Source organism: Streptomyces sp. NPDC002309 (assembly GCF_053593375.1).
Map to the genome: position 1 here is coordinate 121,846 of NZ_JBSFCI010000014.1, position 23,407 is coordinate 145,252.

The window sequence follows — 23,407 nt, forward strand, 5'->3', positions numbered from 1 at the left end:
GGACCCACCAGTCTGGTCAGCGACTCGCGAGTAACGGGGCAGGCAAAGGGACAGGATCGGGACCCGGGGCTTGTCGGGTTCCCGCAGGCCGTCGAACGTCGGGCCAGGCGGTGCGCGCCGGGCCCCCGCGCGACCTCACCCCGAGTACACGCGACCTCACCCCGAGAACAATTGCGTCGCTTTCCGCACGAGCTCGTACAGACCGTACGCGAGCGGTGCGCCCACCCACAGCCAGGCGAACGCGATCAGCGGGCGCCGGTCAGGCGGACTCTGGCTGGTGTCGTCCGGCATCGACGGCCTCCTGACGGGGTGCGGGGACATGGTGGCGGGAGTGGACGGGACGGACGAGTTCGTTGGCGACGAAACCGACGGCCAGCAGCCCGATCATGATCATGAACGACAGGCCGTACAGGGACGCGCCGTGCTTGCCGGCCTCCTCCTGCCGGTCGGCTATCCAGTTGACGATCAGCGGCCCGAGCACACCGGCCGTCGACCACGCGGTCAGGAGCCGTCCATGGATGGCGCCGACCTGGTAGGCGCCGAAGAGGTCCTTCAGATACGCCGGAATCGTCGCGAAGCCACCGCCGTAGAAGGACAGGATCACCAGCGCGCACAGGATGAACAGCGGCTTGGACGCGTCGCCGAACAGCGCGATCAGCAGGTACATCATCGCGCCGACGCCCAGGTAGACGCGGTAGATGTTCTTGCGCCCGATGAGGTCGGACGTCGAGGACCAGGCGATGCGGCCCGCCATGTTCGCGGCCGAGAGCAGGGCCACGAAGCCGGCCGCCGCGGTCAACGAGACCGGGGTGGCGGTGTCCGCGAAGAAGTCCGTGATCATCGGCGCGGCCTTCTCCAGGATGCCGATGCCGGCAGTCACGTTCATGCAGAGCACGACCCACAGGCACCAGAACTGCGGAGTGCGCACGGCGTTCTTCGCCGACACCTGCACGCCCTCGGTCACAGCCGGCCCGGACGCCACCGGCCGCTCGGACCTCGGGACCCGCACGAGCACCACGCCGAGCAGCATGAACACGGCGTACGTCAGCCCGTGCACCAGGAAGGCGAGCGCGATCCCGGAGCTTCCGGAGCCGAAGGACTCCAGCATCTGCGCGGACCACGGGGAGGCGATCAGCGCGCCGCCGCCGAAGCCCATGATGGCGATGCCGGTGGCCATGCCGGGCCGGTCCGGGAACCACTTGATCAGCGTGGAGACCGGTGAGATGTAGCCGATGCCCAGGCCGATCCCGCCGACGACGCCGTAGCCGAGGACGATCAGCCAGTACTGCTCCAGGGCGGCACCGAGCGCGGACAGCAGGAAGCCGGAGGAGAAGCAGACCAGCGCCACGGTCATCGCCCAGCGCGGCCCGTTGCGCTCCACGAGCGTGCCGCCGAACGCGGCCGACAGTCCGAGCATCACGATGCCGAGCTGGAAGGGCAGCGCGCTCTGGGTGCCGCTGAGACCGAGCGTGGATTCGAGGGGTGGCTTGAACACGCTCCAGGCGTAGGCCTGTCCGATGGAGAGGTGGACGGAGAGCGCGGCGGGCGGCACCAGCCAGCGGCTCCATCCCGGGGGTGCGACGGGGGGACTCATGGATCCCGGACGCTAGGAAGGATCAAGGGGGTTGGGAAGCCGCCGGGTCGACCGTATGCGGTGAGCGGTATGCACCCTGCGCCGAACGGTCATCGTCCGGACCCTTGTCGACCCAACCTCCATACTGTAGACAATATTTCGTCGACATAAGCCGTCCCCCGGCCACCTCCGCGGTATCCCTCAAACCGAACGGAGTGCTCTCGTGAAAGTCGCAGTCCTCGGCGCCGGAGCAATCGGCGCCTATGTCGGTGCCGCGCTCCACCGCGCGGGCGCCGATGTGCATCTCATCGCCCGTGGACCGCATCTCGCGGCCATGAGGCAGCACGGAGTGCAGGTGCTCAGCCCGCGCGGCGACTTCACCGCGCGCGCCCACGCCACCGACGACCCGGCCGAAGTCGGGCCGGTCGACTACGTCTTCCTGGGCCTGAAGGCCAATTCGTACGCGGCGTGCGGGCCGCTGATCGAGCCACTGCTGCACGACACCACGGCGGTGATCGCCGCCCAGAACGGCATCCCCTGGTGGTACTTCCACCGGCACGGCGGCCCCCATGACGGCCACCGCGTCGAGAGCGTGGACCCCGGCGGCTCGGTCAGCGCGGTGCTCGCGCCCGAACGGGCCATCGGCTGCGTGGTCTACGCGGCCACCGAACTGGAGGCGCCGGGTGTCGTACGGCACCTCGAAGGCACCCGCTTCTCCATCGGCGAGCCCGACCGCAGCGTGTCCCCACGGTGCTCCGCCTTCAGCGACGCCATGCTGACCGGCGGCCTGAAGTGCCCGGTCGAACCGGACCTGCGCAACGACATCTGGCTCAAGCTGCTCGGCAACATCTCCTTCAACCCGATCAGCGCGCTCGCCCGGGCGACCATGCGCCAGATGTGCCTGCACGGCGGCACCCGGCGGGTCATCGAGATCATGATGACCGAGACACTCGCCGTCGCCGAGGCCCTCGGCTGCGAGGTCGGCGTCTCCATAGAACGCCGTCTCGCGGGCGCCGAGAAGGTGGGCGACCACCGCACCTCCACGCTCCAGGACCTGGAGCGCGGCAAACCGCTCGAGCTCGACGTGCTGCTCGCCGCGGTCGTCGAGCTGGCGGAGATCACCGGCGTCGACGTGCCCACCCTGCGCACGGTGCACGCCATCTCGGACCTGCTCGCGCTGAGGAGCGCCGCATGAGGAAACGCCAGTCCCCGAAGACCTACACCCGGCTCACGCACCCGCTCGTCAGGGACTCGCGCGACGCCCCCTTCCGCCCCGCCACCTGGGACGAGGCCCTCGACCGGGCCGCGCGCGGACTGCGGGCGGCGCAGGGCGCGTTCGGCATGTTCTCCTGCGCCCGCGCGACCAACGAGATGAACTACGTCGCCCAGAAGTTCGCCCGGGTCGTCATGGGCACCAACAACGTCGACTCCTGCAACCGCACCTGCCACGCCCCGAGCGTCGCCGGCCTGTCCGCCGCCTTCGGCTCGGGCGGGGGGACGTCGTCGTACGAGGAGATCGAGCACACCGACGTCGTCGTGATGTGGGGCTCCAACGCCCGCTTCGCGCACCCGATCTTCTTCCAGCACGTGCTGCGGGGCATCCGCAACGGGGCGCGCATGCACGCCGTGGACCCGCGCCGCACCTCCACCGCCGAGTGGGCGGAGAGCTGGCTCGGGCTGAACGTCGGCACCGACATCCCGATGGCGCACGCGATCGGCCGCGAGATCATCCACGCCGGGCTCGCCAACGAGGCGTTCATCGCGCGGGCGACCACCGGCTTCGAGGAGTACAAGGCACTCGTCGAGCCGTGGACGCTCTCGCTCGCCGAGAAGGTGACGGGCGTACCGGCACAGGCGATCCGCGAGCTGGCGCACGCCTACGCCCGCGCCGAGCGCGCCCAGTTGTGCTGGACCCTCGGCATCACCGAGCACCACAACGGCACCGACAACGTCCGCGCGCTCATCAACCTGTCGCTGCTGACGGGCCACGTCGGCCGCTTCGGCTCCGGGCTGCAGCCGCTGCGCGGCCAGAACAACGTGCAGGGCGGCGGCGACATGGGCGCGATCCCCAACCGCCTGCCCGGCTTCCAGGACATCCTCGACGCCGGCACCCGGCTGAAGTTCGAGTCCGCCTGGGACACCGTCATCCAGCCGCACTACGGACTGAACCTCACGGAGATGTTCGAGGCGATGGAGGAGGGCACGCTCAAGGCCGTCTACTGCATCGGCGAGAACCCGGCGCAGTCGGAGGCGGACAGCGGCCAGGCGGTACGGCGGCTGCGGGAGCTGGACTTCCTGGTCGTCCAGGACATCTTCCTGACCAAGACCGCGGAACTGGCGGACGTGGTGCTGCCCGCGACGGCCGGATGGGCCGAGACGGACGGCACGACGACCAACAGCGAACGCCGTGTCCAGCGCGTGCGCCGGGCCGTCACCCCGCCCGGCGAGGCCCGCGAGGACATCGACATCCTCTGCGACCTGGCCACCCGCATGGGCCACGACTGGAAGTACGCCGACTCCGAGGCCGTCTGGAACGAGCTGCGCTCGGTCTCGCCGGACCACTACGGGATGACGTACGACCGCCTGGAGGAGCACCAGGGCATCCAGTGGCCGTGCCCCAGCACCGACGGCATCGAACCCAGCTATCTGCACGGCCGGTTGTGGGACCCGGACCCGGCCCGGCGCGGCCGGCTCGCGCCCTTCGGGCTGGTCCAGCACGATCCGCCGGTCGACCTCACCGACGACCGGTACCCGATCCGGCTCACCACCGGGCGCCGGCTGGACTCCTACAACACCGGTGTGCAGAGCGGCGGTTTCGCCTCCCCGCTGCGGCGCGGCGAGTACCTGGAGCTGTGCCCGGAGGACGCCGAGCGGTACGGGGTGGTCGTGGGCGAGGAGGTCCAGGTGTCCTCCCGGCGGGGCGCGGTGGTCGCGCCGGTGTGGATCGACACGGCGCTGCGGCCCGGCCTCGCCTTCATGACCATGCACTTTCCCGACGAGGTGGACACCAACCAGCTGACGATCGAGGCGAACTGCCCGATCGCGGGGACGGCGGAGTTCAAGGCGTCGGCGATCCGGATCGACAAGCTTCCCGTCGCGACCATCGTGAGGTGACGTAAGTGGACCTGCACTTCGGTGACAGCAAACCGACGGACGACGAACGGGCGGCCGTCGACGCCCTGCTCGGTCCGCCCGGGTCCTCGTGGGAGGGGGCCGACCGCTCCGACGCCGACCTCCGGTGGGCGCGGGGCGGCCGGGAGGCACGCGACCGCCGCGACCTGCTGTTGCCGGGGCTGCACGCGATCAACGACCGGATCGGCTGGATCAGCGACGGTGCCCTGGACTACCTGTGCCGGCGGCTGACCGTGCCACCGGCGGAGGCGTACGGGGTGGCCACCTTCTACGCGATGTTCTCGGTGAAGCCGCGCCCGGCGACCGTGCTGCACGTCTGCACGGACCTGGCCTGCGCGGCCGCCGGGGCGCGGGAGCTGTGCGCCGGGATCGAGGCCCGCCTCGGTCCCGGCGTCCACGTCGAGCGCTCCCCCTGCCTGGGCCTGTGCGAACGTGCACCGGCGGCCCTCGCCGTCAAGGCGGGCGACCCGGTCCGCACGGCGGTGTCCGCACCGGCCACCGTGGACGCGGCCGTCCTCGCCGCGACCTCGCCGGACTCGGCGCCCGAGGAGCCCCCGGCCGCGCCGGCCGTGCCGCAGGCGGGCTCGCCGGAGCTGGTGCTGCTGCGGCGCGTGGGCGTCGTGGACCCCGCCTCCCTCGACGACTACCGCGCGCACGGCGGGTACACCGCCCTGCGCCGCGCCTTCGAGCTCGGCCCGGCCGGGGTGATCCGCGAGGTCACCGACTCCGGCCTGGTCGGACGCGGCGGCGCCGCCTTCCCGACCGGCCGCAAATGGCAGGCCACGGCGTCCCAACCCGACCGTCCGCACTACGTCGTCTGCAACGCCGACGAATCCGAGCCGGGCACCTTCAAGGACCGGGTGCTCATGGAGGGCGACCCGTACGCGCTGGTGGAGGCGATGACCATCGCCGGGTACGCCACCGGGGCGCACCGCGGCTACCTCTACCTGCGCGGCGAGTACCCCCGCGCCCTGCGCCGGCTGGAGCACGCCCTCGCCCAGGCACGCGCGCGCGGTCTGCTGGGCGAGGACGTCATGGGCCAGGGGTACGCCTTCGACATCGAGATCCGGCGGGGCGCGGGGGCGTACATCTGCGGCGAGGAGACGGCCCTGTTCAACTCCATCGAGGGCTACCGGGGCGAGCCGCGCTCGAAGCCGCCGTTCCCCGTGGAGAAGGGACTGTTCGGCAAGCCCACCGTGGAGAACAACGTCGAGACGCTGGTCAACGTGCTGCCGATCCTGACGATGGGCGCCCCGGCGTACGCGGCGATCGGCACGCCGGCCTCGACCGGCCCCAAGCTGTTCTGCGTGTCGGGGAGCGTGGCGCGGCCCGGGATCTACGAGCTGCCGTTCGGTGCCACGCTGGGTGAGCTGCTGGAGCTGGCGGGTGTGCGCGGCGGGCTGCGCGCGGTCCTGCTCGGCGGCGCGGCGGGGGGCTTCGTACGGGCCGACGAGACGGACATCCCGCTCACCTTCGAAGGCACCCGCGAGGCCGGCACGACGCTCGGCTCGGGTGTCGTGATGGCCTTCGACGACACGGTCCCGCTGCCCCGGCTGCTGCTGCGCATCGCCGAGTTCTTCCGCGACGAGTCGTGCGGGCAGTGCGTGCCGTGCCGGGTGGGCACCGTGCGGCAGGAGGAGGCGCTGCACCGGATCGTGGAGCGCACCGGTGCCGCCGCCGCGGGCGACATCGCCCTGCTCAGGGAGGTCGGCCGCGCGATGCGGGACGCCTCGATCTGCGGTCTGGGACAGACCGCCTGGAACGCCGTGGAATCCGCCATCGACCGTCTGGGGGCGTACGAATGACCGCGATACCGCTGGGTGTGCCGCGCCGGCTGGTCGAGTTCACCGTCGACGGCCAGGAGGCCAGGGTCCCGGAGGGCTCGACCGTCCTGGACGCCTGCCGGGCGGCCGGCAAGGACATCCCCACCCTGTGCCAGGGCGACACGCTCACGCCCAAGAACGCCTGCCGGGTCTGCGTGGTCGAGGTCGAGGGCTCCCGGACCCTCGTCCCGGCCTGCTCGCGCAAGGCGGAGCCGGGCATGACCGTCCGTACGGACACCGAGCGCGCCCGGCACAGCCGCAAGGTCGTCCTGGAGCTCCTCGCCTCCTCGGTCGACCTGTCGACCACACCCGAGGTGGCGGGATGGCTCAAGGAGTACGAGGCGAAGCCGGACCGCTTCGGCCCGGACGCCGCCCGCCTCGACGAGGAACCGAGGATCGACAACGACCTCTACGTCCGTGACTACGACAAGTGCATCCTCTGCTACAAGTGCGTCGACGCCTGTGGCGACCAGTGGCAGAACACCTTCGCGATCTCCGTCGTGGGCCGCGGCTTCGACGCCCGGATCGCGGTCGAGCAAGACGGCCCGCTCACCGAGTCGGCGTGCGTGTACTGCGGGAACTGCATCGAGGTCTGCCCGACGGGGGCGCTGTCGTTCAAGTCCGAGTTCGACATGCGCGCCGCGGGTACGTGGGACGAGTCGCAGCAGACGGAGACCACGACGGTCTGCGCCTACTGCGGAGTGGGCTGCAACCTCACACTCCATGTGCAGGACAATGAGATCGTGAAGGTCACCTCGCCGCACGACAACCCGGTGACCCACGGCAACCTCTGCATCAAGGGCCGTTTCGGCTACCAGCACGTACAGAACCGGGGCTGATCAGGACATGGGACGAGTCACGGAACGACGCAAGGTGATCCGCGTCCGGGACGGCGCGGTCTCCACCCGCCCGGACACACTCGTCGCCGAGGAACCGCTGGAGATCCGGCTCAACGGCAAACCGCTCGCGATCACCATGCGCACCCCCGGCGACGACTTCGCGCTCGCGGCCGGGTTCCTCGTGAGCGAGGGCGTACTCGGTGAGCGGAGCGACCTGCGGAACATCGTGTACTGCGCGGGCGCCACCGTGGACGGTTCGAACACCTACAACGTGGTCGACGTGCAGACGGCGCCGGGGGTGGTGATCCCGGACATCACGCTCGAACGCAACGTCTACACGACCTCGTCCTGCGGGCTGTGCGGGAAGGCCAGCCTGGACGCGGTGCGGACCACGGCCCGCTGGCCCATCGCCGACACTCCCCCGGTCCGCGTCGAGCCCGAGCTGCTCGCGGACCTCCCCGACCGGCTGCGCGCGGCCCAGCGGGTCTTCGACCGGACCGGGGGTCTGCACGCGGCGGCGCTGTTCGACGAGGAGGGCCGGCTGCTGGACGTGCGGGAGGACGTGGGCCGGCACAACGCGGTCGACAAGCTGGTCGGCCGCGCCCTGCAGAGCGGCGACCTGCCGCTGTCCCGGGCGCTCCTGCTGGTCTCGGGCCGGGCCTCCTTCGAGCTGGCGCAGAAGGCCGTGATGGCGGGCGTCCCGGTGCTCGCGGCGGTCTCAGCGCCCTCGTCCCTGGCGGTGGACCTCGCCCAGGAGACCGGACTGACCCTGGTGGGCTTCCTGCGGGGCAGTTCCATGAACGTGTACGCGGGCGAGGACCGCATCGCTCTGCGGACCGCGGCCGCACAGGGCTGACGGCACCCCGCGACACGGCGGCGGGGCCCCGGACGGCGGGGAGCGCCCCCTGCGCCGCAGGGGTCCCGCCTCAGCCCTCGGCGGAGGTCACTTCCGGCCGGGCCCGGGTCGCCGAGGACGGCGACCACGCCCTCGGGGTCGAGCCCGGCGCTCCCCGCGTCTCCCTGCCCTCGACGGCCGGCGCCGTAACCGTCAGGGCGCGCCCGCGGGCAGCGACCCGGCCATGAATCCGGCGTAGCGCGCAATTCCTCGGATTTCCCCACGACCTGATTTATCGTGGGGAACTCCGGCGAACCCGGAAGGCCCGATCCGAAGCGCCGCGCCCACCCGCGGCCGATTCGCCGCGCCCTTCCAAGAGTCTTTATTGATGGTCTGTCAGATCGTCTGAGCACCAACCCCGTTGCCCCGGCGGGCTGCTTGCGGTGTGTCGCTGCCGCCAACTACCGTCTGTGGCACATAGGTTGGACGTGGGATGTCCAGATGTTCAGACAAATGAAGGGCCATTCATGCCGTCTCGACTCCGCGCACGTCTGAGAGTCACCCTCACCGCGGGCGCCGTCCTGACGGCTGCCGCCGCCCTCCCGGGCACCGCCGCCCACGCCCAACCCGCTTCGGCCGCGCCTCTGTTCGACGAGCAGGTCCTCTTCAAGGCGTCGCAGGACCCGGGCTACGCCTGCTTCCGGATCCCGGCGGTCGTGCGGACCACGAAGGGCACGCTGCTCGCCTTCGCGGAGGGGCGGGTCCTCAACTGCGGGGACGCCACCGACATCGACATCGTGCTGAAGCGCTCCACCGACGGCGGCCGCACCTGGGGCCCGTTGCAGGTCGTCAACGACGGCGGCGGCGACACGCACGGCAACCCGACCCCGGTCGTCGACCGGGAGACCGGCCGGATCCTGCTGGCGGAGACCTACAACACGGGCCGCCCCGACAGCGAGCACTGCGACGTCCCCTGCGACCGCGTCCCCCATCTGCAGCACAGCGACGACGACGGCGCCACCTGGTCCACCCCGCGCGACCTCGGCCCGCAGATCCTGCCCTCGCACTGGAACTCCTGGTACGCCACCGGCCCCGTGCACGGCATCCAGCTCACCCAGGGCGCGCACGCCGGCCGGCTGGTCTTCGGCGTCAACACCGAGACCTGGGACGGCAACCGGGTCACCGCGAACCACGCCGCCCTGGCCCTCAGCGACGACGGCGGCACCTCCTGGCGCATCGGCGCCACCGACTCCTGGCCGCTCGCCGCGGACGGCACCTTCGGCCAGAAGCCTTCCGAGATCTCCATGACCGAGCGCTCCGACGGCGCGATCCTGGTCACCGGCCGGGAGCAGGAGGGCACCGAGCTCGGCCACCGCTCCCAGGCGATCAGCGGCGACGGCGGCCAGACCTTCAAGAGCCCCTTCGAGTCCCTCCCCGACCTCTACGCCCCCCAGGTCCAGGGCGCCACGCTCCGCCTCGGCGACCGCCTCCTGCTGGCCTGCCCCGGCGACCCCGACCGCCGCCGGACCATGATGATCCGGTCCTCCTACGACGACGGCGAGACCTGGGACAGCGTCGACCGCGGCACCGTCGTCTCCCGCGACTGGGCCGGCTACTCCGACCTGGTGGACATCTCCGGCACCACCGTCGGCCTGATGTACGAGGCCGGCACGGTCGACGCCCGTGACGAGATCCGCTTCGCCCGCTTCAACGAGGAGTGGCTCACGCCCCGCCGCGGCGCCGACCCGACCACCCACGACCGCGCCCTGCTGGCCCCCGGGGCGAGCGTCCTCGGTGGCGCCTCGACCACCGCCGGCGTGCTGAACAACGCCCTCGCCTTCGACGGCACCGACGACGCGGTGCGCCTGCCGTACCGCGAGGAACTGCCGCTCGGCGACAGCGACTTCACCGCGTCCCTCTGGTTCCGCTACACGGCCACCAGCGGTGAGCAGCCGCTGCTGTGGATGGGCGGGGTCGGCACCAGCCAGCCGCAGGTGTGGCTGCGCGCCGAGCCGGCGAACAACCGGGTGCGCGGGCTGATCACCACGCGTGAGGGCGTCCGGACCGTCAACACGGCCGCCGTGACGACGAACGGCGCGTACAACGACGGCAAGTGGCACCACCTCGCGCTGCGCCGCGGCGGCGGACAGCTGACCCTGTTCATCGACGGCACCGCGATCAGCACCGAGGACGTGCCCGGCTCGGTCAGCCGCACCTCGGCCTTCGGGGTGCACGTCGGCCAGCGCATGGACAGCAGGGCCTTCTTCACCGGAGCGCTCGACGAGGTCCGCGTCTGGGACACGGGCCTGTCCGACGAGGAGATCGACCGGCTCCGCAGCACCCACACCGGCCCCGGGCCGGACAGCGTCCTGTGGCTCCCCATGGACCAGGTGACCGCCGCCAGCTAACGTCACGGAGCGTGCCCGACGAACGACGAGCACGACAGCGCACGGGAACCTGGGCCGCGGTGCTGCTGGCCCTGGTCCTCGCGGCCGTGCTGCTCACCGCCCTCCCCGACGACGACGGGGAGGGCGGCGAGGCGTGCGCGGGCCGTACCGTCGCCTCCTGGTCCGCCGCCGACTCGCTCACCGGCGAGTTCGCCCGCTACGGGGACGACTCCGGCCGCACCGACGACTGGACCGGCGGTGACGGCACCCACTCGCTGAGGCTGCCGGACGGCCGGGTGCTGTGGCTGTTCTCGGACACCTTCCTCGGCCCCGTCCACCCGCCGCCCAACCCGTCCGGCGAGTCGTACGCCTGGCGGGAGACCACCGCGCCGATGGTGCGCAATTCGGGGGTCGTGATGTCCGGTGGCCGGCTGCGCACGACGCTGCCCGCGCCCCTCTTCCCCGAACCGGCCGGCGGTCGGTGGCGCTGGCCCGTCGCCGCCCGGGTCGAGCCGCGCTCCCCCGGCGCCGAGGAACGGGTCGTACGGGTGCTGCTGTGGACCCGCGAGGCCGGTCGGGCGCCGTGGATCTACGGGGTGCCGCTCGCCACCGAGGTCGCCACGCTCTCCCTGCCCGGTCTGCGGGTCGAGTCGGTCACCGAGGTGTTCGACCAGCGGACCGTGGCGGACCCGTCCCGCCGTGTGCTGTTCGGCACGACGCTGGTGGCGCGGGACGGCTGGACCTATGTCTTCGGCGGCGACGACGGCCAGGCCGTCTCCCGCCCGGTCTCGTCGGCGTACCTGGCGCGGGTGCCGGACGGCGGCCTGGCGGACCCGGCCGCCTGGGAGTACTGGAACGGCTCCGAGTGGGCGACCGGCACCCGCCCGTCCCCGGTGCTCGGCGACGAACGGCGCACCGGAGTCGGCAGCGCCTTCTCGGTGGTGCGGGACGGGGACGGCTACGTGCTGTTCACCATGGCGGCGGGCACGGCCGGACTCGGCACGGTGACGTCGTACTGGGCCTGCTCCCCCACCGGGCCCTGGCACGGACCCACCCGCGCCTTCAGCCCGCCGCTGCCGGCCGGCGGGGTCGCCGCCTACAACCCGCAGGCGCACCCCGACATCGGCGGCGACGGCCTCGTGCTCAGCTACGACGTCAACTGGCTGGAGACGACCGGCGCGGCGGCGGCGATCAGCGGGAACGTGGCCCTGTACCGACCACGGTTCGTGACGCTGAGGCTGAAGCCGGCGCGGTGAGTTCCTCGCGCGGGTCGCGGGAGCGGCGCTTGGCGATCACCGCGCACACCATGAGCTGCATCTGGTGGAAGAGCATCAGCGGCAGCACGGCCAGCGCGGCCTGCGGGCCGAACAGCACGCTCGCCATGGGCAGCCCGGACGCCAGCGACTTCTTCGACCCGGCGAACTGGATCGCGACGCGGTCCGCCCGCCCGAAGCCGAGGGCCTTGGAGCCGTACCAGGTCAGCGCGAGCATCACGGCGAGCAGCACCGCCTCCACGCCCAGCAGCCCGGCCAGCCGGACGGGGCTGACCTGGTGCCAGACGCCGTGGACCATGCCCTCGCTGAACGCCGTGTAGACGACGAGGAGGATCGAGCCCCGGTCGACGAGTGCGAGGCCCTTCCGGTGGCGGGTCACGAAACCGCCGATCCAGCGCCGCAGCAGCTGACCGGCGACGAACGGCACCAGCAGCTGGAGCACGATCTTGAGGACCGCGTCGGCCTGGAACCCGCCCGTCCCGCCGCCCAGCAGCGATGCCGCGAGCAGGGGTGTGATGACGATGCCCGCGAGCGAGGAGAAGGAGCCGGCGCATATCGCGGCGGGCACGTTGCCGCGGGCGATCGACGTGAACGCGATCGACGACTGGATGGTCGAGGGGACCAGGGTCAGGAAGAGCAGCCCGGTCCACAGCGAGTGCGTCAGGAACACCGGGACCAGGCCGCGCGCGGCCAGGCCGAGCAGCGGGAAGACGACGAAGGTGCAGGCCAGGACGGTGACGTGGAGACGCCAGTGCCTGAGTCCGTCCAGGGCCTCGCGGGTGGACAGACGGGCGCCGTAGAGGAAGAAGAGGAAGGCGATCGCCGCGGTGGAGGCCCCCGAGGCCACGTCCGCGGCCGTACCCCGTGCCGGGAGGAGCGCCGCGAGGCCCACCGTCCCGAGCAACAGCAGGATGTACGCGTCGATCGGCATCCAGGACGGCAGACGCAGGCGTTTCACGGTGCTCCACTTGCTTCTTGACTCAGGGCCTTCAAGGGTCACGGGTCCCCGCTCCATCCTGCTCCCTCAGCCGTCGATCGTGAATCCGGCACACCACTCTGACTGTCATCACGAAATGCGATGACCGTCTACCCTTGGCCTGGTGTACGACCCCTCTCACCTGCGCACCTTCCTGGCCGTCGCGCAGACGCTGAGCTTCACCCAGGCCGGGCGGCGGCTCGGGCTGCGCCAGTCCACGGTCAGCCAGCACGTACGGCGGCTGGAGGACGCCACCGGACGCCAGCTGTTCAACCGCGACACGCACTCCGTGGAACTCACCGAGGACGGTGAGGCGATGCTCGGTTTCGCGCGCCGCATCCTGGAGGTGCACGAGCGGGCCACTGCGTTCTTCACGGGTACCCGGCTGCGCGGCAGGCTGCGCTTCGGCGCCTCGGAGGACTTCGTGCTGACCCGGCTCCCGGAGATCCTGGAGGGCTTCCGGCACGACCACCCGGAGGTCGATCTGGAGCTGACCGTGGAGCTGTCCGGCACCCTGCACGAGCAGCTCGCCGCCGGGAAGCTCGACCTGGTCCTGGCCAAACGGCGCCCCGAGGACCCGCGCGGTGAGCTGGTGTGGCGGGACCGCCTGGTGTGGATCGGCGCGGAACGTCTGCGTCTCGACCCGGACCGCCCCCTCCCGCTCATCGTCTATCCCCCGCCGGGCATCACCCGCGCCCTCGCTCTGGAGGCGTTGCAGCGCCAGGGCCGCGACTGGCGCGTCGCCTGCACCAGCGGCAGCCTCAACGGACTGATCGCCGCCGCACGCGCCGGCCTCGGGGTGATGGCCCACTCCCGGGGCTTCGTCCCGCCGGGCCTGGTCCGCGTCCCGGACCGTTTCGGCCTGCCCGAACTCGGCCAGGTCGACTTCGTCCTGGTGCACGGCCGCCGCCGCGCGGCCTCCCAGGGCCCGGCGGACGCCCTCGCGGCGGCGGTCATGGCGGCGGGCGAGCGACTGCAGCGGCGCTGACACCCCGCACGGTGAGCGGCTCGTACAGATTCCGTGGAGATCGCGCCACCGGAACTTACTCCACCGTCAGGAATCCGTCCGGGACTTCCCCGTCTGCCCCTTTCGCCCTGCGCCGACCAGCACATGTCCGACCTCCTCTTTGCTTTCGCACCCCTCCCTTACCGACATGCCGTGGGGTAGCTTTCACGGCCTGTGCGGGCGTCACAGGGAGAGGTCACCGAGAGCGGGGAGCGGGTTTGCGCGAGTTCACCATTCCTCCGTCGGCGTCGGCGCCCCCGGTGGGCGGCCTGGCCGACGTCGTCTTCGAGCACGCCCGGCGCGACCCGACGCACATCGCGCTCGGCCGCAAGGACGACGCCGGTCGCTGGCGTGACGTGACGTCCGCCGAGTTCCGCGACGAGGTGCTGGCCCTCGCCAAGGGCCTGCTCTCCGAGGGCGTCCGGTTCGGTGACCGGGTCGCCGTCATGTCCCGCACCCGCTACGAGTGGACGCTGTTCGACTTCGCGCTGTGGACGATCGGGGCCCAGGTGGTGCCGGTCTATCCGACGTCGTCGGCCGAGCAGTGCTACTGGATGCTGTACGACGCGGAGGTGACGGCCGCGATCGTGGAGCACGAGGACCACGCGATGACCATCGCCACCGTCATCGACCGGCTGCCGAGGCTGCGCCGGCTGTGGCAGCTCGACACGGGCGCGCTCCACGAGCTGTACGACGCGGGCGCCCGCCTGGACGACGAGGTGGTGCACCGGCACCGCAAGGCGGTCACGCCGGACTCGGTCGCCACCGTCATCTACACCTCCGGCACCACCGGCAGACCCAAGGGCTGCGTCCTCTCGCACGCCAATTTCATGTACGAGGCGGACACCGTCATCGACCGCTGGGAGCCGGTGTTCCACTCCCGGCGGGGCGACGAGGCCGCGACCCTGCTCTTCCTGCCGCTCGCCCATGTGTTCGGACGCATGGTGGAGGTGGCCGCGATCCGGGGACGGGTCCGTTTCGGCCATCAGCCGCAGCTCAACGCCGCGGCCCTGCTGCCCGACCTGGCCGCCTTCCGGCCGACGTTCATCCTGGCCGTGCCGTACATCTTCGAGAAGGTCTTCCACGCCGCCCGCCGCAAGGCCGAGCGGGAGGGCAGGGCGGGGCCCTTCGAGAAGGCCGTGGACGTCGCCGTGCGCTACGCGGACGCGGTGGAGGCCAAGGCGTGGGGCATCGGGCCCGGCCCGTCGGCGGGGCTGCGCATGCAGCACCAGCTGTTCGACAAGCTCGTCTACACCAAGGTGCGCGACGCGATGGGCGGCCGGGTGCGGCACGCCATGTCGGGCGGCTCGGCGATGGACCGGCGCCTCGGCCTGTTCTTCGCGGGCGCGGGCGTGCAGATCTACGAGGGATACGGCCTGACCGAGTCCACGGCGGCCGCCACCGCCAACCCGCCCGAGCGCACCCGCTACGGCACGGTAGGGCAGCCCGTCCCGGGGGTCACCGTGCGCATCGCGGAGGACGGCGAGGTCTGGCTGCGCGGCCCGACGCTCTTCCAGGGCTACCTCAACAACCCCAAGGCCACCGCGGAGACCCTGCGCGACGGCTGGCTCGCCACCGGCGACCTGGGCTCCCTCGACGAGGACGGCTTCCTGACGATCACCGGGCGCAAGAAGGAGATCCTCGTGACCTCCGGCGGCAAGAGCGTGGCGCCGGGCCTGCTGGAGGAGCGCGTGCGTGACCATCCCCTGGTCGCCCAGTGCCTCCTCGTGGGCAACGACCGCCCCTTCGTGGCCGCCCTGGTCACCCTGGACCAGGAGGCCGTCGAGCACTGGCTCCAGATGACCGGCAAGCCCCGGCTGAGCCCCGCCGAGCTGGTGCGCGACCCGGACCTGGAGGCGGAGGTGCGCCGGGCCGTGGTCGCGGCGAACACGCTCGTCTCGCAGGCGGAGTCGATCCGCACCTTCCGGATACTGGCCCAGCCCTTCACCGAGGAGCACGGGCTGCTCACCCCGTCGCTGAAGCTGAAGCGCAGGGCCATCGAGAGGGCGTACGCCAAGGAGGTCGAGGCACTGTACGGCACATGAGGCGGCTTGTGGACGTTCTCGCGTCAGGAATGCATCCGGGCCCGTGATCGTTGACCATGGACGTACCACCTGACGACAACCGAAGGATCGAAAGCTCGTGAGCAGCAAGGTCCCCCCGATCATCCTCAACAACGGTGTCGCGATGCCCCAGCTGGGCTTCGGCGTCTGGCAGGTGCCGGACGCCGAGGCGGAGCGCGTGGTGGCCACGGCGCTTGAGGCCGGGTACCGCAGCATCGACACAGCGGCGATCTACGGCAACGAGGAGGGCACCGGCAAGGCCGTCCGCGCCTGCGGCATCCCTCGCGAAGAGCTCTTCGTCACCACCAAGCTGTGGAACGGCGACCAGGGGTACGACTCCACCCTGCGCGCCTTCGACGCCTCCCTCGACAAGCTCGGCCTGGACTACGTGGATCTGTACCTGATCCACTGGCCCCTCCCCGCGAAGGGCCTGTTCGTCGACACCTACAAGGCGTTCGAGAAGCTGCACTCCGACGGCCGGATCAAGGCGATCGGCGTCTCCAACTTCCTGCCGGAGCACCTGGAGCGGCTGATCGGCGAGACCACGGTGGTCCCGGCCGTCAACCAGATCGAGCTGCACCCGCACCTCCAGCAGCACGCCGCCCGGGAGTTCCACGCCGAGCGGGGCATCGCCACCGAGGCCTGGTCCCCGCTGGGCTCGGGCAAGGGCCTGCTGGAGGTCCCGGCGATCGTGGCCATCGCGCGCAAGCACCAGCGCACGCCCGCCCAGGTCGTGCTGCGCTGGCACCTCCAGCTCGGCAACGTGGTGATCCCCAAGTCCGTGACGCCGTCGCGGATCGTGGAGAACTTCGACGTCTTCGACTTCAGCCTGGACACCGAGGACCTGGCGGCGATCAGCGCGCTGGACGAGGACCGCCGGCTGGGCCCGGACCCGGCCACGTTCGACGCCGGCTGAGCCGCGCAAGCTGCCGCGCGCGCCGTGCGCCGAGCGCCCCGGGAACCTCAGGGTCCCGGGGCGCTCGGCGCAGTCAGGTCAGTTGGGCTGCCCGAGCGGTCGTACGACCACGGTGTTGATGTCGACCCCCTCGGGCTGCCCGAGCGCCCAGACGACCGAGTCGGCGATCTGGTCGGCGGTCAGCAGACGCCCGGGCGGCAGGCTTCCGTGGCTGTCCCAGAACGGCGTCTCCACCCGTCCCGGCGCGATCAGCGTGACCCCTATCCCCCATGCGGTGACCTGTCGCCGGGTGTTCTCGGCGAGCCCGGTCACCGCCCACTTGGTGGCCCCGTACAGATTGCCCGGTGTCGGCACGAACCCGGCGACGCTGCCGACGAGCACGATCCGCCCCCGCGTCTCCTTGAGCGCGTCGACCGAGGCACGGATCAGCAGCGCCGGTCCGAGCACGTTGGTCAGCACCATCTCGGACCACCCGGACGGGTCGCCCTCGGCCACCGTGTCATGGGTGGCGGACCCCGCGTTGGCGACGACGGTGTCGAGCCGCCCGAACTCCTTGAGCGTCGCCTCCACCGCCGCCCGCACGTCCTCGTGGTCGGCGGCGTTCCCGGTGAGGGTCAACAGCCCATCGGGCCCGCCGAGTTCCTCGGCGAAGGCGCGCAGCCGCCCTTCCCCGCGCCCCATGACGGCCACCCTGTGCCCGCCGTCCAGCAACCGCCGCGCGACCGCGGCACCGATACCGCTGCCCCCACCGGTGATGAGCGCGACCTGGGACTCGGTCATGACGTACCCCCTTCTTCCTGATGCGTGCCGGGAGTTCATCACTTGGAGAGCGCTCCAGGGCAAGGGGCGATGGCGCTACAGAGGCCGGCTCGCCGTGTGGACGGTGTGCGCCGTCAGCAGGAAGAAGTCCGGGCGGTGGTGGATGCTCGCCTTGTCGTCGGGGTCCAGGAGGCGGTCGAGGGTGGCGAGGTCCACGGCGTCGAGGCGCTCGGCGACCGCGTCACGGGTGCGGGCGAGCGTGGCGGTGACGTAGGCGCGGGCCTGCTCGGTGGCCGGCGCGGGCAGGTCGAGCAGGAAGCTGCGGCTGCGGGCGTGGACCAGGCCCGCGGCGGTCAGCAGCGCCGGCCAGTCCTCCGTCTCCGCGACCGTGCCGGGCAGTCCCGCGCGCATCCCGTCGAACCACTCCTCCTCGATCGCGTTCAGCCGCGCCTGGAGCCCCGGACGGCCGATGCCGAGGTCGCGCGGCAGGAACCGCGTCGGCAGGCCGCCCTCCACGATCGCCAGCGTGCCGCCGGGCGCCAGCCGGCCGGCGAAGGCGGCCAGAGCGGCCCGCTGGTCACCGAGGTGGTGCAGGCTGCGGCTGGCCCACATCAGGTCGGCCGGGTAGTCGAGGTCGTCGAGCACGCCGGGCAGCTCACCGGCCAGGGTCGCGAACCGGTCGGCGACACCGAGGCGCGCCGCGCGGTCGCGGGCCCGGGCGAGCAGCGGCTCGGAGCCGTCGACGGCGACGATCCGGGCGCCCGGGAAGGTCTCGGCGAACAGACAGGAGACGACGCCGGGACCGCTGCCCACGTCGACCACCAGGCCGGGGTCGGTCTGCTGCCGCGCCAGCCAGGCGAGTGCCCGCTCGTACAGGGGCGAGAACACCTCCGCGCCCTCCTCCAGCAGGGCGGCCATCTCGGTCCAGTCGACGTCGCCGTGGTCGTGGTGGTGCCCGTGCTCGTGCTCGGTGTGGTGGTCGTGCGCCATGGGGTCAGCCTCTCCTGCGGATGCCGCCAGCGTGCGACGGCACCGGGCGACGGTGCAAGAGGCATTGCCGAAGCGGCAAACCTGCGGGGCCGCACGGAGAGTCACTGCGTGCGGATCTCCGCGCGCGGCGGAGGGCTCCCGCCGCCGCTCAGCCGGCTTTGCGGAACGCGCGGAGCGTGAACCACGGGTCCGGGCGGGGCCGGTCCTGGTCGGGCAGCGCGGCCAGGCGGGTGGCGAAGTCGTCGGCGAGGGGGTGGCCGGGAGGGAGCGTGACGAACCAGCCGCGGCGCAGGTCGGCGATGGTGCGGCGGGGGCTGCGGCCCTGGCCCCGGCCCGGGAAGCGGGTCAGCCCGGCGGGCAGCAGACCGTGCTCGGCGGCGTACGACTCGACGGCCGAGGTGGTGTCGAGGAAGAGGCTGCGGGGGCGGGAGGCGAGGACGGCATCGATGTCACTGCCCACGTTGTGGGCCGCCGCCTTGTCGACCGTCGTGACGTAGACGCCGCCGGGGCGCAGCACCCGGGCGCACTCCCCGACGGCGGCCCGGACATGCTCGGGCCGCCGCAGCAGGTGCAGCAGCCACACACTGGCGGCGGAGTCGAACTCCCCGTCCCGGAAGGGGAGTCGGCGGCAGTCGGCGAGCACGACGGCACCGGGAAGACGGGCGGCGGCGAGCCGAGCCATGGCGTGCGTCAGGTCGGCGCCCGTCACCCGCAGCCCGGCCCTGGCCGTGGCGAACCGCCGGGTCACGATGCCGGTGCCGCAGCCCACGTCCACCAGGCTGCGCGTCCGCCGCGGCACGAGACGCAGCACGCCCGCCGCGGCGGCCGCCGCCCTGGCCTCACCGCCGCGGGAGACGTCGTAGCACGCCGCCTCCTCGGTGTAGTCCAGCACCGTGCGCTCAGCCGGCGCCGTGCGCCGGGGCGAGGGCCTCCACCCGCTCCGCCAGCCCGAAGTCCAGCGCGGTGACCTTGCCGCCCGCGCTGTGCGTGGTCACCGTGAGGGCGACGGAGCGATAGCCGAGGGTCAGGTCGGAGTGGTGGTCGAGCTCCTCCTGGACCTGCGCGACATGCACGACCAGGGCCGTCGCGGCGAAGTGCGAGGCGAGCCGGTAGGAGCGGGTGAGCCGGTCGCCGTCGAACGACCAGCCGGGCAGGTGCTCCAGCCGGTCCTCGATCTCCTTGCGCGACAGCGCTTCGACGGGCATGAGCGGGCTCCCTCCATCGGCGTCGCGTACCCCTTCAGCGTCCCACAGGCGGGACGCCTCGGCCCTGGCCCGTCCGGCCCCGGTCGACGTCACCGGGCTCGGGGAAGCGGGGGCGAGCGGCGAACGGGTCGATCACCCCGGAGGTCATGGAGCGGCGCCGGCGAAGTGGCGTATGCCGCACCGCCGCACCCGTGTGGCCGTAAGCGGAACGTGACAGACTGCGGGCATCCTTTCGGCGCGTAGGGGAGGCGTGGCGTGAGTGAGCGGCGGGCCGCGCCCACCGTGGGCCAGGTGGTACTGGGAAAGCGGCTGCAGGAGTTGCGTGAGGCGGCCGGGCTCCGACGCGAGGAAGCCGCGCACGTCCTGCGGGTGGCGCCGGCGACGGTGCGGCGGATGGAGACGGCCGAGGTCGCGCTGCGGATCCCGTACCTCCAGATCCTGCTGCCGGCGTACGGAGTCCCCGAGGACGAGGTGACGGCGTTCGTCACGCTGGCCGAGGAGGCGAACCGGCCCGGCTGGTGGCAGCGTTTCAGCGACGTGCTGCCCGACTGGTTCAGCCTGTTCGTCAGCCTGGAGGGCGCCGCCCGGCTGATCCGCTCCTACGAGCCGCACTTCGTGCCCGGTCTGCTCCAGACCGAGGACTACGCCCGTGCCGTGCTGGAAGCCGGGACCATCGGCCAGTCCGGCGGCGAGGAGACCGTCGAACGGCATGTCTCGCTGCGCATGGCCCGGCAGGAGCTGCTGCGCCGCCCCGACCCTCCCCATCTGTGGGTGGTCATGGACGAGACGGTCCTGCGCCGTCCGGTGAGCACCCGCCGTGAGGTCATGGCCGAGCAGATGGACCGGCTGCTGGAGGCCGCCGAGAGCGACCGGATCACCCTCCAGATCGCCGAGTTCGCCGACGGCCCGCATCCGGGGACGTACGCCCCCTTCTCGCTGTTCCGCTTCCGCGAACCGGAACTGCCGGACATGGTCTTCACCGAGTACCTGAGCGGCGCGCTGTACCTCGACTCGCGGGCCGAGGTCTCCGCGCATCTGGAGGTGCTCGACCACATGGGCGCGCAGGCCGCGTCGGCGCAGCGCACCAAGAAGCTGCTGCGGGAGTGCCGGGGCGACTTCTGCCGCCCCGCGCCGGCGCCGGCGTCCCCACCGCCCCGGGACCCCCGCTAGTCCCGCGCACTAGTCCACGCGGACTCCCACCAGGCAGGTGTCGTCGTCGGTGTCCGACCTGCTGTACGTCAGCAACCGGTCGAGTCGCTGGTCCAGGGTCCTCGGCGCCGTGCGGGCCGCCGTCAGCAGATGGGTCAGCGACTCCTCCACGGAGCGGTCCCGGCGTTCGACCAGACCGTCGGTGTACATCAGCAGCGTGTCCTCGGCCGCGAGCTGCACCTCGGCCTCCTCGTACACCGCCTCCGGCACGGCGCCCAGCAGGATGCCCTTGACCAGTGGCAGCGGCGTGGCCTCCGTACCGCGCACCAGCACGGGCGGCAGATGCCCCGCCCTGGCCCAGCGCAGGGTGCGCCGCCCGGGGTCGTACAGGGCGCACACCGCGGTCGCGGTGACGGAACCGGTGAGGTGGTGCGCCACGATGTTGAGCCAGGACAGCAGCTGTCCCGGTCCGGCGCCGGTCACCGCGAGGCCCCGCAGCGCGTTGCGCAGGACGACCATGCTCGTCGCGGCCTGTATGCCGTGCCCGGCCACGTCTCCCACGCACAGCAGCACCCGCCGCGAGGGCAGCACCACGGCGTCGTACCAGTCGCCGCCCACCAGTTGCTCGGTCTCCGCGGGGCGGTAGCGCACCGCGACCTCCAGTCCGGGCATCTGCAGCGGGGCCTGCTCCGGGGGCATGATGGCGTGCTGCAACTGGAGCGTGAGCCGGTTGCGTTCGGCGGCCTGCTGCTCGGTGTGGGCGAGCTGGTCGCGGGTGGCCGCAAGCGCCACCTCCGTCCAGTGCTGGGCGGAGATGTCCTGGCAGGCACCGCGGACGACGAACAGCCGGCCGTCGGTGTCGAGGACCGGCTCGGCGACCACCCGGACATGGCGGTCGACCCCGTCGGGCCGCCGCAGCCGGAAGGCGGCGGTGGCGGGCCGAAGGTGGTGCAGGAGCGTGCGCAGGAACCGTCGGATGGCCACCGCGTCGTCGGGGTGGGCGTGGGCGGGAAGGTCCTCCAGCGGTACCGGCGGGGTCGTGGTGGAGCGGCCGTACAGGTCGAACATCTGGCTGTTCCAGGTGATCTGACCGGTCAGCAGGTGCTCCTCGAAGCCGCCGACACGGCCGAGCCGCTGGGCGTGCTGGAGCAGGCTCGCCAGCCGTGCCGCCTCGTCCTCGATGCGCCAGATCAGCAGCACGCTGCCCGCGTGCCGGCTGATGCTGATGTCCGCCACGGCGGAGAGCGGCACCTCGTCGACCAGCGCGGTCAGCTGCATGCGCCGCGCCCGGAACGGCTCGCCGGTGGCGTGGACCCGCTCGACGCGCTGGAACAGCTCGCCGTCCCCGGCCGTCATCGGGTACGCCTCCAGCAGCAGCGCGCCGCTCACCACCGCGCGGGGCCGGCCCGCCGGGTCGAGGAAGCGGGTGTTGACGTGCTGGATCCGGAAGTCGACGAGCTGCCCGGAGTCGTCGAGGTGCGGCACGAGGACCAGGGCGGGGTCGTGCAACCCGTCGGCGAGGTCGATGAGTTCCGCGACGTCCGGCAGCATCCGCGTGCCCTGGACGGCGTCGGGGCGGGGCGGGTACGTCTCCAGGGTGTGGGCGCACAGCTCCGCGAGAGCCTCGACCTGGCGGACCACCTGCGGCGGCTGCGGCTCCAGCGGCCCCGGCCAGGCGATCTCCAGGACGCCGTGGATGCGCCCTCCGGTACCGGCGGGCACGGCCACCCGGCCACCGTCCGGGTACGAGTGCCGGCCGATCGTGGGCAGCCAGGTCCCGGCCGGTGACGTGAACCACTGGCCGCTGCGCTCGACGAGCCCGCGACGCGCCACGGTGGCCACGTCCGGCGGCACGTAGCGCCAGCGGGACGCCTCGGCCGGCAGGAAGCCCGCGCTGCCCGCCAGCGTGAGGGAACCGTCGGAGCCCGCGGCCCACACGGCCACGGCCACCGCACCCAGCGGACGCAGCGCGTGCTCCAGCAGCGAGTCGGCGACGGCCTGCGCGTCGGACGCGGCGAGCGCCCCGCTCTCGGCGGCGCGCAGGCGTACGGCTGCCGCGTCGCGCCCGGCCGCTCCGGTGCCGTGGGCGGCCTCCAGGAGGGCGTCCGTGATGTCCGACATACGGTCGCCGGCGGCCTGGTCGATGACCTCGACGGCGAACTCCAGCGGGGTCACGCGGGCCTGCGCGGTGAGTTCCGCGAGCTGCCGGGCGGCCTGCGCCGGTCCGCATCCGAGCCGCTCGACCAGAATGCCCTTGGCGAGCTCGACCAGTGCCCGCCCTTCGGCCTCGGCCTGCGCCGCCCGCACCTCGCGCCGCAGCCGCTCGACCGTCGCGGCGAGCCTGCCGACGGGCGAGGGCTCAGCGAGCGACGTGTCGTGCGGCCGGACGGAGGGCCGGTCGTCGGAGCGGTCGCGGGGCTGGTCGTCGGACTGGTCGGGCGTGCTCACGAGGTGCGTGCTCCTGGGTGCGGGGGCGGGGT

General features: G+C 72.4%; 19 protein-coding genes. 11 read left to right on the forward strand and 8 right to left on the reverse strand.

Going from position 1 to position 23,407, the window contains the following annotated elements:
* Positions 1 to 156: 156 nt before the first annotated feature.
* Both ACWCPM_RS14435 and ACWCPM_RS14440 read right to left on the reverse strand, forming a co-directional pair.
* The gene (locus tag ACWCPM_RS14435) at positions 157 to 291 is read right to left on the reverse strand and encodes an MFS transporter small subunit (RefSeq protein WP_450976470.1); all 135 of its coding nucleotides are present in this window, start codon (positions 289 to 291) and stop codon (positions 157 to 159) included.
* Positions 260 to 1,594 carry an OFA family MFS transporter gene (locus ACWCPM_RS14440; RefSeq protein WP_450976471.1) on the reverse strand — a complete coding sequence of 445 codons (1,335 nt, stop codon included), beginning with the start codon at positions 1,592 to 1,594 and terminating at the stop codon, positions 260 to 262. Before ACWCPM_RS14440 ends, ACWCPM_RS14435 begins: the two co-directional genes overlap by 32 nt.
* 202 nt (positions 1,595 to 1,796) lie before the next feature.
* Here ACWCPM_RS14440 and ACWCPM_RS14445 point away from each other — a divergent pair, with 202 nt between their 5' ends.
* The 7 genes from ACWCPM_RS14445 (at position 1,797) to ACWCPM_RS14475 (ending at position 11,845) form a co-directional block, all read left to right on the forward strand.
* Positions 1,797 to 2,768 (forward strand): 2-dehydropantoate 2-reductase, encoded by a 972-nt coding sequence (locus ACWCPM_RS14445; RefSeq protein ID WP_450976472.1) that lies wholly within the window; start codon positions 1,797 to 1,799, stop codon positions 2,766 to 2,768.
* Positions 2,765 to 4,687 (forward strand): molybdopterin oxidoreductase family protein, encoded by a 1,923-nt coding sequence (locus ACWCPM_RS14450; RefSeq protein ID WP_450976473.1) that lies wholly within the window; start codon positions 2,765 to 2,767, stop codon positions 4,685 to 4,687. The genes ACWCPM_RS14445 and ACWCPM_RS14450 overlap by 4 nt, the downstream gene beginning before the upstream one ends.
* Positions 4,688 to 4,692: 5 nt before the next feature.
* Positions 4,693 to 6,510 (forward strand): NADH-ubiquinone oxidoreductase-F iron-sulfur binding region domain-containing protein, encoded by a 1,818-nt coding sequence (locus tag ACWCPM_RS14455; RefSeq protein ID WP_450976474.1) that lies wholly within the window; start codon positions 4,693 to 4,695, stop codon positions 6,508 to 6,510.
* Positions 6,507 to 7,367 (forward strand): 2Fe-2S iron-sulfur cluster-binding protein, encoded by an 861-nt coding sequence (locus tag ACWCPM_RS14460; RefSeq protein WP_450976475.1) that lies wholly within the window; start codon positions 6,507 to 6,509, stop codon positions 7,365 to 7,367. Before ACWCPM_RS14455 ends, ACWCPM_RS14460 begins: the two co-directional genes overlap by 4 nt.
* Positions 7,368 to 7,374: 7 nt before the next feature.
* Positions 7,375 to 8,223, forward strand: coding sequence for a formate dehydrogenase accessory sulfurtransferase FdhD (gene fdhD, locus ACWCPM_RS14465; protein ID WP_450976476.1), 849 nt, complete (start codon positions 7,375 to 7,377; stop codon positions 8,221 to 8,223).
* Between the two features lie 506 nt (positions 8,224 to 8,729).
* Positions 8,730 to 10,610: an exo-alpha-sialidase gene (locus tag ACWCPM_RS14470; protein WP_450976477.1), complete on the forward strand. Its 1,881-nt coding sequence runs from the start codon at positions 8,730 to 8,732 to the stop codon at positions 10,608 to 10,610.
* Positions 10,611 to 10,621: 11 nt separating this feature from the next.
* The gene (locus tag ACWCPM_RS14475; RefSeq protein WP_450976478.1) at positions 10,622 to 11,845 is read left to right on the forward strand and encodes a DUF4185 domain-containing protein; all 1,224 of its coding nucleotides are present in this window, start codon (positions 10,622 to 10,624) and stop codon (positions 11,843 to 11,845) included.
* Here ACWCPM_RS14475 and ACWCPM_RS14480 read toward each other — a convergent pair.
* Positions 11,781 to 12,794 (reverse strand): bile acid:sodium symporter family protein, encoded by a 1,014-nt coding sequence (locus tag ACWCPM_RS14480; protein ID WP_450976507.1) that lies wholly within the window; start codon positions 12,792 to 12,794, stop codon positions 11,781 to 11,783. The genes ACWCPM_RS14475 and ACWCPM_RS14480 overlap by 65 nt on opposite strands.
* A gap of 169 nt (positions 12,795 to 12,963) precedes the next feature.
* On the opposite strand from ACWCPM_RS14480, the gene ACWCPM_RS14485 reads away from it, so the two are divergent.
* From ACWCPM_RS14485 to ACWCPM_RS14495, 3 genes are all read left to right on the forward strand, one after another.
* The gene (locus ACWCPM_RS14485; protein ID WP_450976479.1) at positions 12,964 to 13,827 is read left to right on the forward strand and encodes a LysR substrate-binding domain-containing protein; all 864 of its coding nucleotides are present in this window, start codon (positions 12,964 to 12,966) and stop codon (positions 13,825 to 13,827) included.
* Between the two features lie 236 nt (positions 13,828 to 14,063).
* The gene (locus ACWCPM_RS14490; RefSeq protein WP_450976480.1) at positions 14,064 to 15,890 is read left to right on the forward strand and encodes an AMP-dependent synthetase/ligase; all 1,827 of its coding nucleotides are present in this window, start codon (positions 14,064 to 14,066) and stop codon (positions 15,888 to 15,890) included.
* A 97-nt stretch (positions 15,891 to 15,987) separates the two neighbouring features.
* The gene (locus tag ACWCPM_RS14495) at positions 15,988 to 16,824 is read left to right on the forward strand and encodes an aldo/keto reductase (protein WP_450976481.1); all 837 of its coding nucleotides are present in this window, start codon (positions 15,988 to 15,990) and stop codon (positions 16,822 to 16,824) included.
* 78 nt (positions 16,825 to 16,902) lie between these two features.
* Here ACWCPM_RS14495 and ACWCPM_RS14500 read toward each other — a convergent pair whose 3' ends face one another.
* The 4 genes from ACWCPM_RS14500 to ACWCPM_RS14515 form a co-directional block, all read right to left on the reverse strand.
* On the reverse strand, positions 16,903 to 17,604 hold the full coding sequence (locus ACWCPM_RS14500; RefSeq protein ID WP_450976482.1) for an SDR family oxidoreductase: 702 nt from the start codon (positions 17,602 to 17,604) through the stop codon (positions 16,903 to 16,905).
* Between the two features lie 75 nt (positions 17,605 to 17,679).
* Positions 17,680 to 18,573: a class I SAM-dependent methyltransferase gene (locus ACWCPM_RS14505; RefSeq protein WP_450976483.1), complete on the reverse strand. Its 894-nt coding sequence runs from the start codon at positions 18,571 to 18,573 to the stop codon at positions 17,680 to 17,682.
* Positions 18,574 to 18,721: 148 nt separating this feature from the next.
* A complete protein-coding gene (locus ACWCPM_RS14510; RefSeq protein WP_450976484.1) occupies positions 18,722 to 19,465 on the reverse strand; it encodes a class I SAM-dependent methyltransferase in 744 nt (247 codons plus the stop codon).
* A gap of 7 nt (positions 19,466 to 19,472) precedes the next feature.
* Positions 19,473 to 19,778, reverse strand: a complete 306-nt coding sequence (locus tag ACWCPM_RS14515; RefSeq protein WP_450976485.1) for a 4a-hydroxytetrahydrobiopterin dehydratase — start codon at positions 19,776 to 19,778, stop codon at positions 19,473 to 19,475.
* Positions 19,779 to 20,033: 255 nt separating this feature from the next.
* On the opposite strand from ACWCPM_RS14515, the gene ACWCPM_RS14520 reads away from it, so the two are divergent.
* The gene (locus tag ACWCPM_RS14520) at positions 20,034 to 20,948 is read left to right on the forward strand and encodes a helix-turn-helix domain-containing protein (RefSeq protein ID WP_450976486.1); all 915 of its coding nucleotides are present in this window, start codon (positions 20,034 to 20,036) and stop codon (positions 20,946 to 20,948) included.
* Between the two features lie 9 nt (positions 20,949 to 20,957).
* Here ACWCPM_RS14520 and ACWCPM_RS14525 read toward each other — a convergent pair whose 3' ends face one another.
* The gene (locus ACWCPM_RS14525; RefSeq protein ID WP_450976487.1) at positions 20,958 to 23,375 is read right to left on the reverse strand and encodes a SpoIIE family protein phosphatase; all 2,418 of its coding nucleotides are present in this window, start codon (positions 23,373 to 23,375) and stop codon (positions 20,958 to 20,960) included.
* Positions 23,376 to 23,407: the final 32 nt, after the last annotated feature.